The sequence below is a fragment of the Pseudomonas sp. O39 genome, from assembly GCF_045447295.1.
GTDB lineage: Bacteria > Pseudomonadota > Gammaproteobacteria > Pseudomonadales > Pseudomonadaceae > Aquipseudomonas > Aquipseudomonas antarctica_A.
Map to the genome: position 1 here is coordinate 271,219 of NZ_JBJGXV010000006.1, position 11,646 is coordinate 282,864.

The following is an 11,646-nucleotide window of genomic DNA, read 5'->3' on the forward strand; positions in this document are numbered from 1 at the left end:
AGGTTAGTCGTCCTCTTCCTATATGAATAGATCTTCCGCGTTGCTCCTTGCTTTTGTCTTCCTCAGCGGCTGCCAGGCCTTGGCCCCCGTGTCGCCGGACGGTACGCCGCCGGTGGAAGACAGCACCCCCGCCCCTGAAAAGCCCAAGGTTTATTCCTCGTTCAATGAAGAAACGATCTACAGCCTGCTGACGGCGGAACTCGCCGGCCAGCGCAATCGTTTCGATATTGCCCTGGATAACTACGTGACCCAGGCCATCAATACCCAGGACCCAGGCATTTCGGAGCGTGCATTTCGCATCGCCGAATACCTGGGCGCTGACCAGGCCGCGCTGGACACATCGCTGATCTGGGCGAAAAACGCACCGGACGATCTGGAAGCGCAGCGCGCGGCCGCCGTTCAACTGGCGCGCGCCGGGCGTTATGACGACTCCATGGTCTATATGGAGAAAGTCCTGCAGGGCAAGGGCGACACGCATTTCGACTTCCTCGCGCTGTCGGCTGCCGACACCGACCAGGACACTCGCAATGGCCTGATGAAGAGTTTCGACCGCCTGCTGCAAAAACATCCGAAGAACAGCCAGTTGATTTTCGGCAAGGCGCTGCTGTTGCAACAGGATGACGAAGCCGACGCCGCGCTGAAGCTGCTGGAGCAGAACCCGCCCGAAGACGGCGAGATCGCCCCGATTTTGCTGCGCGCACGCCTGCTGCAGAACCTCAATCGCGGCAAGGAAGCGATTCCACTGCTGGAAAAAAGCATCAAAAAGTACCCGGACGACAAGCGCCTGCGCCTGACATATGCGCGCACGCTGGTTGAGCAGGACCGCATGGAGGACGCCAAAGTGCAGTTCGCCAACCTGGTCCAGCAATACCCGGACGACGATGAATTGCGCTACTCGCTGGCACTGGTATGCCTGGAAGCCAAGGCCTGGGACGAGGCCAAGGGCTACCTTGAGGAGTTGATCCAGCGCGAAAGCCATGTGGACTCCGCGCATCTTAACCTCGGCCGTATCGCTGAAGAGCGCAACGACCCACAAGCGGCCCTGCTCGAATACGCCCAGGTCGGCCCTGGCAATGACTACCTGCCGGCCCAACTGCGCCAGGCCGACATTCTGATGAGCAACGGTCGCACCGACGAGGCGGAAAAACGCCTGGCGGCAGCACGCGACGCCGAACCTGACTACGCCATCCAGTTGTACCTGATTCAGGCCGAAACCCTGTCAGCCAACAAACAGGGCGAACGCGCCTGGAAGTTGCTGCAACAAGCGTTGCTGCAATACCCGGACGACTTGAACCTGCTGTACACCCGTGCCATGCAGGCGGAAAAACGCAATGACCTGGCGCAAATGGAGAAAGACCTGCGCCTGATCATCAAGCGCGATCCGGACAACGCCATGGCGCTGAACGCTTTGGGTTACACCCTGTCTGACCGTACTACGCGATACGCCGAAGCCAAGGCGCTGATCGAGCACGCCCACAAGCTCAACCCGGAAGACCCGGCCGTGCTCGACAGCCTGGGCTGGGTCAATTACCGACTGGGCAACCTGGACGAGGCCGAGCGTTTGTTACGCCAGGCACTCGAGCGCTTCCCCGATCAGGAAGTCGCCGCTCACCTGGGCGAAGTGCTCTGGGCCAATGGCAAACAACGCGAAGCGCGACAAATCTGGGAAAAATTCCTCAAGGAACAACCCGAAAGCCCCATCCTGCGCGGCACCATCAAGCGCCTGACCGGATCTGAGACCCTTTAAATTTATGTTTTTGCGCCACGTCATTGTTTTCAGTTTGATCGCCTTGCTCGCCGGTTGCGCGGGCATTGGCAGCCGTGAATCCGTTGAAGGCCAGGGCAACCAGGCGCAATGGAAACAGCACAAAGAGCAGCTCAGCAGCATCGACGGCTGGCAGATCGACGGCAAGGTCGGCGTTCGCGCGCCGAAAGATTCCGGCAGCGGCACGTTGTTCTGGCTGCAGCGCCAGGACTATTACGACATTCGCCTGTCAGGGCCACTTGGCCGTGGCGCGGCGCGCCTGACCGGTCGACCTGGGCAAGTGAGCCTTGAAGTGGCGAACCAGGGTCGCTATGAAGCAACGACGCCGGAAGCCTTGCTGGAAGAACAGATGGGCTGGAAATTGCCGGTGTCCCACCTGGTCTGGTGGGTGCGCGGCTTGCCCGCGCCGGACAGCAAGAGCCGCCTTAGCCTCAACGGCGACAGTCGCCTGGCCACTCTGGAGCAGGATGGCTGGCAGGTTGAGTACCTCAGCTACGTGCAACAGGGCGCTTACTGGCTGCCCGAACGCATCAAACTGCATGGCACCGACCTTGACGTCACGTTGGTGATCAAGGAATGGCAACCGCGCAAGCTGGGGCAATAACGTGACCGTCGCCACATTGACCCTGCCCTCCCCAGCCAAACTCAATTTGATGCTGCACATTCTGGGGCGCCGTGAAGACGGCTACCACGAGTTGCAGACGCTGTTTCAATTTCTCGACTACGGCGATGAGCTGACCTTCGCCGTACGCGACGATGGCGTGATCCAGCTGCATACCGAATTTGAAGGCGTGCCCCACGACAGCAATCTGATCGTGAGAGCCGCGAAAAAAATCCAAGAGCAATCCGGCTGCCCGCTCGGCATCGACATTTGGATCGATAAAATTTTGCCTATGGGCGGTGGCATCGGTGGCGGCAGCTCAAATGCCGCGACCACGCTGCTCGGCCTGAATCACTTGTGGCAACTGGGTTGGGGCCTCGATCGCCTGGCCACGCTGGGCCTGACACTGGGCGCCGACGTCCCGGTTTTCGTGCATGGGCACGCGGCTTTTGCCGAGGGCGTGGGCGAGAAACTCACCCCGGAATACCCCGAAGAGCCGTGGTATGTCGTGCTTGTTCCGCAAGTATCTGTAAGTACAGCAGAAATTTTTTCAGATCCACTGTTGACACGTAACTCTCCTCCCATTAAAGTGCGCCCCGTTCCCAAGGGAAACAGTCGAAATGACTGCTTACCGGTTGTAGCAAGGCGTTATCCAGATGTACGTAACGCTTTGAATTTGTTAGGTAAATTTACCGAAGCAAAATTAACCGGAACTGGAAGTTGTGTGTTTGGGGGCTTCCCAAACAAAGCTGAAGCTGATAAAGTCTCGGCCCTTCTTACAGAGACCCTTACAGGGTTTGTAGCAAAGGGAAGCAACGTTTCGATGTTGCATCGCAAGCTGCAAAGTCTGCTCTAAAGGAACCGAGTACTGGGTACTCGTTGCAACAAATACAGGGGCGTCGCCAAGCGGTAAGGCAGCAGGTTTTGATCCTGCCATGCGTTGGTTCGAATCCAGCCGCCCCTGCCATTTTCTAATACTCATCCAGGTTACCCTCAGCCTCTAGGTACTGCGCGTGTCCAAGATGATGGTCTTTACGGGGAACGCTAACCCCGATCTGGCTCGACGTGTCGTACGTCAGCTGCATATCCCTCTCGGTGACATCTCTGTCGGTAAGTTCTCCGACGGCGAAATTACAGCCGAGATCAATGAAAATGTCCGCGGTAAAGACGTCTTCATTATTCAGCCGACTTGCGCTCCGACCAACGATAACCTGATGGAACTCGTCGTGATGGCTGATGCCTTCCGCCGCTCCTCAGCGACTCGAATCACAGCTGTAATCCCTTACTTTGGTTATGCCCGTCAGGATCGCCGTCCGCGTTCCGCACGTGTGGCTATCAGCGCGAAAGTCGTCGCTGACATGCTGACCGTGGTAGGCATCGACCGTGTTCTCACGGTTGACCTGCACGCTGACCAAATCCAGGGGTTCTTCGATATTCCGGTAGATAACATCTACGGCTCCCCAGTATTGGTGGATGACATCGAAGATCAGCGCTTTGAAAACCTGATGATCGTGTCCCCGGACATTGGTGGCGTCGTGCGTGCACGGGCTGTTGCCAAATCCTTGGGCGTGGATCTCGGGATCATCGACAAACGCCGTGAAAAAGCTAATCACTCCGAAGTGATGCATATCATCGGTGATGTCGAAGGGCGTACCTGTATTCTGGTTGATGACATGGTCGACACCGCCGGCACTCTGTGCCACGCGGCCAAAGCCTTGAAAGAGCACGGTGCTGCAAAAGTCTTCGCCTACTGCACACACCCTGTGCTGTCGGGCCGAGCGATCGAGAACATCGAGAACTCCATGCTGGACGAACTGGTGGTGACTAACACCATCCCGTTGTCCGCAGCAGCTCAAGCCTGTTCGCGTATCCGTCAATTGGATATCGCACCGGTAGTTGCCGAAGCGGTTCGCCGCATCAGCAACGAAGAATCGATCAGCGCGATGTTCCGTTAAGGGTCAGCCCTTACGAAACATCCACTGACGAAAAGCGCCCCGCCCCAGCATTCTGTTGGGGCGGGGCTTTTTTGCCCATATCGCCTTTAGCGCTGGTCGCAAACGCTGGGGCGAATGTGGTTATTTTGGAGATACAACATGAACGATTTTACTTTGAATGCTGAACTGCGTTCCGACCTGGGGAAAGGTGCGAGCCGCCGCCTGCGTCGTCTCGCAAGCCTGGTTCCAGCTGTAGTTTACGGTGGCGAAAAAGCCCCTGAATCCATCAGCATGCTGGCTAAAGAAGTTGCCAAACTGCTCGAAAACGATGCGGCCTACAGCCACATCATCGAGCTGAACGTTGGTGGCAAGAAGCAGAACGTCATCATCAAGGCACTGCAACGTCACCCAGCTAAAGGCCACGTGCTGCACGCTGACTTCGTACGCGTAGTAGCCGGTCAGAAACTGACCGCTATCGTGCCTGTACACTTCGTTGGTGAAGAAGCCCCGGTCAAGAAAGGCGGCGAAGTTTCGCACGTTGTTGCCGAGATCGAAGTGACCTGCCTGCCGAAAGACCTGCCTGAGTTCATCGAAGTCGACCTGTCGGCTCTGGAAATCGGCGACATCGTTCACCTGTCCGACCTCAAAGCCCCTAAAGGCGTTGAGTTTGTTGCACTGGCTCACGGTGATGACAAAGCTGTTGCAAACGTTCACGCTCCACGCGTTGCACCAGAAGCTGAAGAAGGCGCTGCAGAGTAATTCACTCTGTATTGCCGGAGCTTGAGGAAACATCGCGGACCGGAACGTAGCGAGAAAGCGGGCGACAACGCGAAGTTTATCTCTGGATAAGTTAGCTCCTGCCGTCCACTTTCGCCGCACTTAGGTCTGGCGATGTTATCCACAACTCCAAAGGAAGGGCCCCTGTCGTGACTGCCATTAAACTGATCGTTGGCCTGGGAAATCCAGGCGCCGAATACGAACAGACCCGGCATAACGCGGGGGCCCTTTTTGTTGAGCGTATCGCCCACGCCCAAGGTGTGAGCCTTACGGCTGATCGCAAATATTTTGGCCTGACCGGGCGCTTCTCGCACCAGGGTCAGGATGTTCGTCTGCTGATTCCCACCACCTACATGAACCGCAGCGGCCAGGCTGTCGCGGCGCTTGCGGGCTTCTTCCGGATAAAACCCGAAGAAATCCTGGTGGCCCATGACGAACTGGACTTGCCACCCGGCGTTGCCAAACTCAAGTTGGGCGGCGGGCATGGCGGCCACAATGGCCTGCGCGACATCATTGCGCAGTTGGGCAATCAGAATAATTTTTACCGTCTGCGGCTCGGCATTGGCCACCCAGGCGTTGCCAGTATGGTTTCAAATTTCGTCCTGGGTCGTGCGCCACGCGCCGAACAGGAAAAACTCGATGCCAGCATCGACTTTGCCCTCGGCGTGCTGCCGGATATCTTCGCCGGTGAATGGAACCGTGCGATGAAAAACCTGCACAGCCAGAAGGCCTGACTCTTACCGAGGGGAAACACCATGGGATTCAATTGCGGCATCGTCGGCCTGCCCAACGTCGGCAAATCCACCCTGTTCAACGCCTTGACCAAGTCCGGTATTGCGGCGGAGAACTTCCCCTTCTGCACCATCGAACCCAACAGCGGCATCGTGGCCATGCCGGACCCGCGCCTGCAAGCGCTGGCGGCCATCGTCAATCCCAAGCGCATCCTGCCGACCACCATGGAATTCGTCGACATCGCGGGCCTGGTGGCCGGCGCGTCGAAAGGTGAGGGTCTGGGCAACAAGTTCCTGGCCAACATCCGGGAAACCGATGCCATCGCCCACGTGGTCCGCTGCTTTGAAGACGAGAACGTGATTCACGTCTCCAACAGTGTCGACCCGAAACGCGACATCGAGATCATCGACCTGGAACTGATCTTCGCCGACCTCGACAGCTGCGAAAAGCAACTGCAGAAAGTCGCGCGTAACGCCAAGGGCGGCGACAAGGACGCAGTGGTCCAGAAAGGCCTGCTGGAGCAACTGATCGCTCACTTCACCTTGGGCAAACCAGCGCGCAGCCTGATGAAGAGCATGAATGCCGACGAAAAAGCGGTGATCAAAGGCTTCCATCTGCTGACCACCAAGCCGGTGATGTACATCGCCAACGTTGCTGAAGACGGCTTCGAGAACAACCCGCTGCTCGACGTGGTCAAGGCTATTGCCGACGAAGAAGGCGCCATCGTTGTTCCGGTGTGCAACAAGATCGAAGCAGAAATTGCCGAGCTGGATGACGGCGAAGAGAAAGACATGTTCCTCGAGGCCCTCGGCCTGGAAGAACCTGGCTTGAACCGTGTAATCCGTGCGGGCTACGAAATGCTGCACCTGCAGACTTACTTCACTGCCGGTGTCGAAGAAGTCCGCGCGTGGACCGTCAAAGTCGGTGCCACTGCACCACAGGCCGCTGGCGTGATCCACACCGACTTCGAAAAAGGCTTTATCCGCGCCGAAGTCATCGCCTACAACGACTTCATCCAGTACAAGGGTGAAGCCGGTACCAAGGAAGCCGGTAAATGGCGCCTGGAAGGCAAGGAATACATCGTCAAGGATGGCGACGTGATGCACTTCCGTTTCAACGTGTAAGCGTTACCTGCGGCGTTCGTCGCAAACAAAAAGCCGATGCACTGCATCGGCTTTTTTGTGGCTGCTGTTTGGCACCGCCGTAACGTGATATAGGCCTTCACGTCTTTAACCCAACAAAACAAACCTCATCTAATCTACCGAACTTTAAGTTTAATCCTACGAATAAACCTGGCACTTTCCGACTCCGACACTTGAACTAACCTTTTTGCAGTGTCCGCCTCAAAACCTCAATACAACCCGAGACGTTTTCCTACTTAAAGAACAGTGACACTCCGGATAAATTACGGTTTACTGCGCCCCCCGTTGAATACCGCTCTACTCATAGTGAAGTGATAGCAAAATGTCGGCCGCCTACCAAAAGGAAAGTGAACTAGACGCCCCATTCATTGAGGACGTAGATATTGAAAGCACACTCAATACGACTGCCGCACTCAATGTTGACATCTTGTTACTGGGGGAAACCGGTACCGGTAAAGATACCTTGGCGCAACGGATACATCGCCTGTCCGGCCGACGCGGCAACTTCGTTGCCGTCAACTGCGCCGCCATCCCGGAAAGCCTCGCGGAGAGCCAGCTCTTCGGTGTCAACAGCGGCGCCTATACCGGTGCAGTGCAGTCACGGGCCGGTTTTATCGAGACCGCACACCTGGGCACGCTGTACCTGGATGAAATCGACAGCATGCCGCTCTCGCTGCAAGCCAAACTGCTGCGTGTGCTGGAAGCCCGCGGTGTGGAGCGCCTGGGGTCAACCCGCTTCATCCCTGTGAACATGCGAGTCATCGCCTCCGCCCAGCAGTCACTGCATGAGATGGTCGAACAAGGCACATTCAGGCGTGACCTGTACTTCCGCCTGAATGTCGTCAACATCAAGCTCTCCCCCCTGCGAGAACGGCACGAGCGGATTGTGCCCTTGTTCCTCGACATGGTTCGACAGGAGGCCGATAACTTCAACTACGCCGCCCCTCTCGCCTCCAATGAATTGCTTCAACAACTGCTATGTCACACCTGGCTGGGCAACGTGCGCGAACTGCGCTCTACGGCCAAACGCTTTGTACTGGGGCTGCCACCGCTCACAGTGCCGGCGGTGGAAGCCCAGGACACACCACTGAACTTGAAAGACCGCTTACAACAAATAGAGAAAATACTGATTGAAGAGTCGCTGCGCCGTCATGCGCATAACGTAGAGGAGGTGGCGGTTGAACTGCGCATCGCCAAACGCACGCTCTACTACAGGATGAAACAATTGGATATATCACTGAATTGATGTCAGTCGCTGCCACAGCAAAGAAATACAATTTTAAATATCCACAGATGAAATATTTGAAACGCTTTTGTTGGTAGGGGCTACACAGTTAAAGTGCCAAGAGTTCTCAGTGTCTGCATTCTGCGCAGAGAAAAGCTTGGCTGAACATTAATCTCTCATACACCAACAACGGAGTCATCAACATGGATATCAGCAGTATTTCCTCACTTCTCCAGTCTCTCAGCGGCTCGCTTATCGGCGGTAACGGGAAGAACGAGGACTTGGAAGAGCAGCGCGACCAAATGCAACGTAAATCCTTCGAGCGAAGCAACAAGGTTTACGAAACGAACGAGGCCAAAAAGAACGCTGAAGCAGTGCGATAACTCGCTAACCTCTCCTGCCTGTCGGCAGGAGAGGCTTCTTCCATCACTCGTGAAGGCCCTTTATGCGTGTAGAACGTAACCTCATGTCGGGTAACAACGGCGCCCTGAACCCCTCCCACACTCAAGAGTCGACACTCCCCCGGGAAGACGTGAGTTTTTTCAGCTCACAGCTGGAAGGTTCGGCACGCCCCGTCACCGCTTCATCAGCCTCCCCGTCCTCGAACCTACTGATCGACGCATCCAATCAACTGATCAAGTCGACCACCGGCTTGAGCAAGGGTCTGCGTGCCTACAGTACCGGTAACAAGGAAAAGGACAGCGCCAACTATGCCGGCAACCTTTCAGACACTATGCTGCTTACCCAGGTGCTGACCAAGAGCGTCGGTAAAACCGCCCAATTCCTCGAAAAAATCAGCAACCTGCAGTAGGTAAAAATGATCCGTCTCCTGACCCCGGGCCTCATGTTATCGCTGGTACTCATGCTGAGCGGCTGCGGTGAAAGTGTTGAATTGCACCGTCAACTGTCCGAACAGGAAGCCAATGAGGTCATTGCGGAACTGGCGGACAAACACATACGCGCACAAAAAATCCCGGCCAAAGAGGGGGTGACTGTTCGTGTCAGCGCCTCGGACATCAGCCGAGCGGTTCGTACGCTGGAAGCCGCCGGGCTGCCCAAGGTTGCACGTGTCACGATGGGGCAAACCTTTCGCAAGGAGGGCGTCATTTCCACCCCTCTGGAGGAACGCGCTCGTTACATCTATGCCTTGTCCCAGGAGCTCGAAGCCACCCTGTCGAACATCGACGGCGTTATCGTCGCACGCGTTCACGTCGTGCTGCCCGAACGTGTCGCGCCAGGGGAACCGGTACAGCCCGCCTCCGCATCGGTGTTTATCAAGCATGATCCAAGGCTTGAGCCCGACAATATTCGCGCCCGTGTACGCCGTATGGTCGCCAGCAGCATCCCCGGCATGTCGACTGCGGTGGATAACTCACAAAAACTGACAGTGGTTTTTGTGCCGTCCACAGCCTATACGGAGCAACAACGACTGGGCTATTTCGGGCCTTTCCTTCTCCCGGAAAGCGACGTCGCGTTCTGGCGCGCCTGCGTAGCGTTTTTAGTGGTCGGTAGCGTGCTGGCGGTGGCCGGCGGACTGTTCTGGCGTAACCGAAAGCGCGCGCAAGCGACACCCAATGGGGCAACGTTGCCCGATGAGTGAACAACGGGCCTGGGCCCAATGGTGGGCCCTTCCCTGGGAGGCCTCGCACGCAGATTGGCGTGTACTTGACCAGAAAAGCGTGGACGCACTTTGTCGTGCCCAGCACACGCGGATCAGCAAGCTCCTGGGCATCGAGCCCTGCCTGCCGCCGCCGCCTCACACCACCGTACTTCGGCTGGCCCTCGCCTCAACCGAACAACTCAACCAGATGCTGGCTCTGCTGGGCAACACCTGTCATCGCCCTCTCGACGGAACGGTAAGCGACATCCATCACCTGTGGTGCCTGCGTCTCTCCAAAGCGTTAAGCCCTGAAGCGTTGTTGCAGCCTGACGACGATCCACTGCAGCTCCTGCGTGCCTGGGTCCCGCCTGCCATCTGGCAACGGCTTCGCTTACGTTTTTCACGCCCACGGGTGCAGCAAATGGAAGCAACATCTCACTCACTCGAAGACGCACACAGCCGGCTCGACACGCTCTGGCAAGCCATCGTCTGGCGGGTGACGACCACGCGCGACGAAGACTTCCTAAACTGAAAGAGCTGCCCCACGATGCTATGCCGACGCAAAATTGACTTATACGACAGCTCTGCCGGCCAGGCACCTGTCTTGATTACCCAGGAAATGCTCAGGGAAAGCGCTCAAGCCAGCCAAATGCTGGAGCGTGCCAAAGCCCAGGCAGATGAGGTGTTGAGCCAGGCAGCAGAACAGCGCGACGCCCTGCTTGAGCAAGCGCACCAGGCGTTCTGGCAACGGGCCAACGCCCAGCTCGAAGAGTGGGAACACCAACGCCAGACCCTGTGCGACAACCTGGAGCGATACGCCACGTCGATCGCCGACCAGGCGCTGTGTTGCCTGCTGGACGACATTCCTCCCGCGCAACGCCTCAGCGCCCTGATCAAACGATTGATGGCCACACAGCTTCCTAACGTCACCGCAACCCTCCTGTGTCACCCGCAGGAAGTGGAGAGTCTGAAGCAATCGCTCGCCATGCTGGACATCACCCACTGGGTACTTCGCGCGGATGACCGGGTTAGGCCGCAGACACTGGTACTGGAAACAGACGAAGGCGACTTTCGTATCGATTGGGCCTCGATGCGCAAGATATTGCTGGTCACCGAAGCCGCATTTTCAAGTGAGCGTCCTGGGTGAAACGTGGCAATCCTTAGGGTTAAAAAACGTTAATCCGCATGGAACTGGTGGCGATCTGCACGCCACATAGTTCATACACATCACGAGTAAATGTTTATGGAATTCTACGCAAACCTGAAGAGCCAACTGTCGCGACGAAGCGACCTTGAAAAAAATCGGGCGGAAACGGCGATGGTGGATCCGGACATAGACGAAGCCGATGTCGACCTTTTCGAACTGGGCCTGCAGCAACGTAACGCCAAGTGGGCTTTTCACGAACAGATCCGTGCCAAACACATGCTGCTCAAAACTGCGCTCGACGGCGTGCAGTAAGTTGAACGCCCTGATCATCCACTGGGCGCGGGGTCGTGAAGACTCACTCACCCTGTTTGAAGACGGCCACGCAATTACCCTGCAACGCCTGTCGGGCACACTGCGATTAGGTGTCCAACTGACGCTGCACAGGCCCGATAACGCGCAACTGGAAACCTGGATGCGGCCAGGTGAACCCAGCCTGAACCACTTCCAGGGCGCCCTGGCGCAAGCGCCGGACAGTGGCGCGCTGTGGCTGGTCCAGTGCCTGCCCCTACCGGATGATCTGGATGACAAGCACGTCTTGAGCGGCGTCGAAAACCTGCTCAACCAACGTGACGCCTGGCGCGCGATGATCGCGCGCCAACTTCGGCCGGCACTCCCGCGCCCCTCTTTGTCGCTACGCTCGCTGGCGCATTAATCAGAGAACCC

15 protein-coding genes and 1 tRNA gene are annotated in these 11,646 nt (G+C 57.1%); all 16 read left to right on the top strand.

Annotation, left to right across the window (positions count from 1 at the left end; translation table 11 throughout):
* Positions 1-22 precede the first annotated feature (22 nt).
* The 16 genes from ACI77D_RS11985 to ACI77D_RS12060 all read left to right on the top strand — a co-directional run bounded on the left by ACI77D_RS11985 (position 23) and on the right by ACI77D_RS12060 (position 11,635).
* Entirely contained in the window at positions 23-1,747 is a 1,725-nt protein-coding gene (locus tag ACI77D_RS11985; RefSeq protein WP_064450606.1) for a tetratricopeptide repeat protein, read from the top strand.
* A 4-nt stretch (positions 1,748-1,751) separates the two neighbouring features.
* The gene (lolB, locus tag ACI77D_RS11990) at positions 1,752-2,369 is read left to right on the top strand and encodes a lipoprotein insertase outer membrane protein LolB (protein WP_064450605.1); all 618 of its coding nucleotides are present in this window, start codon (positions 1,752-1,754) and stop codon (positions 2,367-2,369) included.
* Positions 2,370-2,418: 49 nt separating this feature from the next.
* Complete coding sequence (ispE, locus tag ACI77D_RS11995) at positions 2,419-3,222, top strand: 4-(cytidine 5'-diphospho)-2-C-methyl-D-erythritol kinase (protein ID WP_237140909.1); 804 nt, start codon at positions 2,419-2,421, stop codon at positions 3,220-3,222.
* 36 nt (positions 3,223-3,258) lie between these two features.
* A tRNA-Gln gene (locus tag ACI77D_RS12000) sits at positions 3,259-3,333 on the top strand.
* A gap of 46 nt (positions 3,334-3,379) precedes the next feature.
* A complete protein-coding gene (locus ACI77D_RS12005; RefSeq protein WP_003208392.1) occupies positions 3,380-4,321 on the top strand; it encodes a ribose-phosphate pyrophosphokinase in 942 nt (313 codons plus the stop codon).
* 138 nt (positions 4,322-4,459) lie between these two features.
* Positions 4,460-5,059: a 50S ribosomal protein L25/general stress protein Ctc gene (locus ACI77D_RS12010; RefSeq protein ID WP_064450603.1), complete on the top strand. Its 600-nt coding sequence runs from the start codon at positions 4,460-4,462 to the stop codon at positions 5,057-5,059.
* Between the two features lie 167 nt (positions 5,060-5,226).
* On the top strand, positions 5,227-5,811 hold the full coding sequence (gene pth, locus ACI77D_RS12015; RefSeq protein ID WP_053254257.1) for an aminoacyl-tRNA hydrolase: 585 nt from the start codon (positions 5,227-5,229) through the stop codon (positions 5,809-5,811).
* A gap of 21 nt (positions 5,812-5,832) precedes the next feature.
* Positions 5,833-6,933, top strand: coding sequence for a redox-regulated ATPase YchF (ychF, locus tag ACI77D_RS12020; RefSeq protein ID WP_064450602.1), 1,101 nt, complete (start codon positions 5,833-5,835; stop codon positions 6,931-6,933).
* Positions 6,934-7,273: 340 nt separating this feature from the next.
* Entirely contained in the window at positions 7,274-8,197 is a 924-nt protein-coding gene (locus tag ACI77D_RS12025; RefSeq protein ID WP_407016614.1) for a sigma 54-interacting transcriptional regulator, read from the top strand.
* Between the two features lie 182 nt (positions 8,198-8,379).
* Entirely contained in the window at positions 8,380-8,559 is a 180-nt protein-coding gene (locus ACI77D_RS12030; protein ID WP_064450600.1) for a hypothetical protein, read from the top strand.
* Positions 8,560-8,621: 62 nt separating this feature from the next.
* Positions 8,622-8,987 carry a hypothetical protein gene (locus ACI77D_RS12035; protein WP_262666980.1) on the top strand — a complete coding sequence of 122 codons (366 nt, stop codon included), beginning with the start codon at positions 8,622-8,624 and terminating at the stop codon, positions 8,985-8,987.
* 6 nt (positions 8,988-8,993) lie between these two features.
* On the top strand, positions 8,994-9,776 hold the full coding sequence (sctJ, locus tag ACI77D_RS12040; RefSeq protein WP_262666978.1) for a type III secretion system inner membrane ring lipoprotein SctJ: 783 nt from the start codon (positions 8,994-8,996) through the stop codon (positions 9,774-9,776).
* Positions 9,769-10,308 (top strand): type III secretion protein, encoded by a 540-nt coding sequence (locus ACI77D_RS12045; protein WP_407016615.1) that lies wholly within the window; start codon positions 9,769-9,771, stop codon positions 10,306-10,308. Before sctJ ends, ACI77D_RS12045 begins: the two co-directional genes overlap by 8 nt.
* A gap of 15 nt (positions 10,309-10,323) precedes the next feature.
* On the top strand, positions 10,324-10,923 hold the full coding sequence (gene sctL / locus ACI77D_RS12050) for a type III secretion system stator protein SctL (protein WP_262666976.1): 600 nt from the start codon (positions 10,324-10,326) through the stop codon (positions 10,921-10,923).
* Positions 10,924-11,019: 96 nt separating this feature from the next.
* A complete protein-coding gene (locus ACI77D_RS12055) occupies positions 11,020-11,235 on the top strand; it encodes a hypothetical protein (RefSeq protein ID WP_407016616.1) in 216 nt (71 codons plus the stop codon).
* 1 nt (position 11,236) lies between these two features.
* Entirely contained in the window at positions 11,237-11,635 is a 399-nt protein-coding gene (locus ACI77D_RS12060; protein WP_064450595.1) for a hypothetical protein, read from the top strand.
* Positions 11,636-11,646: the final 11 nt, after the last annotated feature.

What these genes read in the sequence shown, in the direction of transcription:
- ACI77D_RS11985 (WP_064450606.1), top strand. Translation starts at nt 23, where the DNA reads ATGAATAGATCTTCCGCGTTGCTCCTTGCTTTTGTCTTCCTCAGCGGC.
- lolB (WP_064450605.1), top strand. Translation starts at nt 1,752, where the DNA reads ATGTTTTTGCGCCACGTCATTGTTTTCAGTTTGATCGCCTTGCTCGCC.
- ispE (WP_237140909.1), top strand. Translation starts at nt 2,419, where the DNA reads ATGCTGCACATTCTGGGGCGCCGTGAAGACGGCTACCACGAGTTGCAG.
- ACI77D_RS12010 (WP_064450603.1), top strand. Translation starts at nt 4,460, where the DNA reads ATGAACGATTTTACTTTGAATGCTGAACTGCGTTCCGACCTGGGGAAA.
- ychF (WP_064450602.1), top strand. Translation starts at nt 5,833, where the DNA reads ATGGGATTCAATTGCGGCATCGTCGGCCTGCCCAACGTCGGCAAATCC.
- ACI77D_RS12025 (WP_407016614.1), top strand. Translation starts at nt 7,274, where the DNA reads ATGTCGGCCGCCTACCAAAAGGAAAGTGAACTAGACGCCCCATTCATT.
- ACI77D_RS12030 (WP_064450600.1), top strand. Translation starts at nt 8,380, where the DNA reads ATGGATATCAGCAGTATTTCCTCACTTCTCCAGTCTCTCAGCGGCTCG.
- ACI77D_RS12035 (WP_262666980.1), top strand. Translation starts at nt 8,622, where the DNA reads ATGCGTGTAGAACGTAACCTCATGTCGGGTAACAACGGCGCCCTGAAC.
- sctJ (WP_262666978.1), top strand. Translation starts at nt 8,994, where the DNA reads ATGATCCGTCTCCTGACCCCGGGCCTCATGTTATCGCTGGTACTCATG.
- ACI77D_RS12045 (WP_407016615.1), top strand. Translation starts at nt 9,769, where the DNA reads ATGAGTGAACAACGGGCCTGGGCCCAATGGTGGGCCCTTCCCTGGGAG.
- sctL (WP_262666976.1), top strand. Translation starts at nt 10,324, where the DNA reads ATGCTATGCCGACGCAAAATTGACTTATACGACAGCTCTGCCGGCCAG.
- ACI77D_RS12055 (WP_407016616.1), top strand. Translation starts at nt 11,020, where the DNA reads ATGGAATTCTACGCAAACCTGAAGAGCCAACTGTCGCGACGAAGCGAC.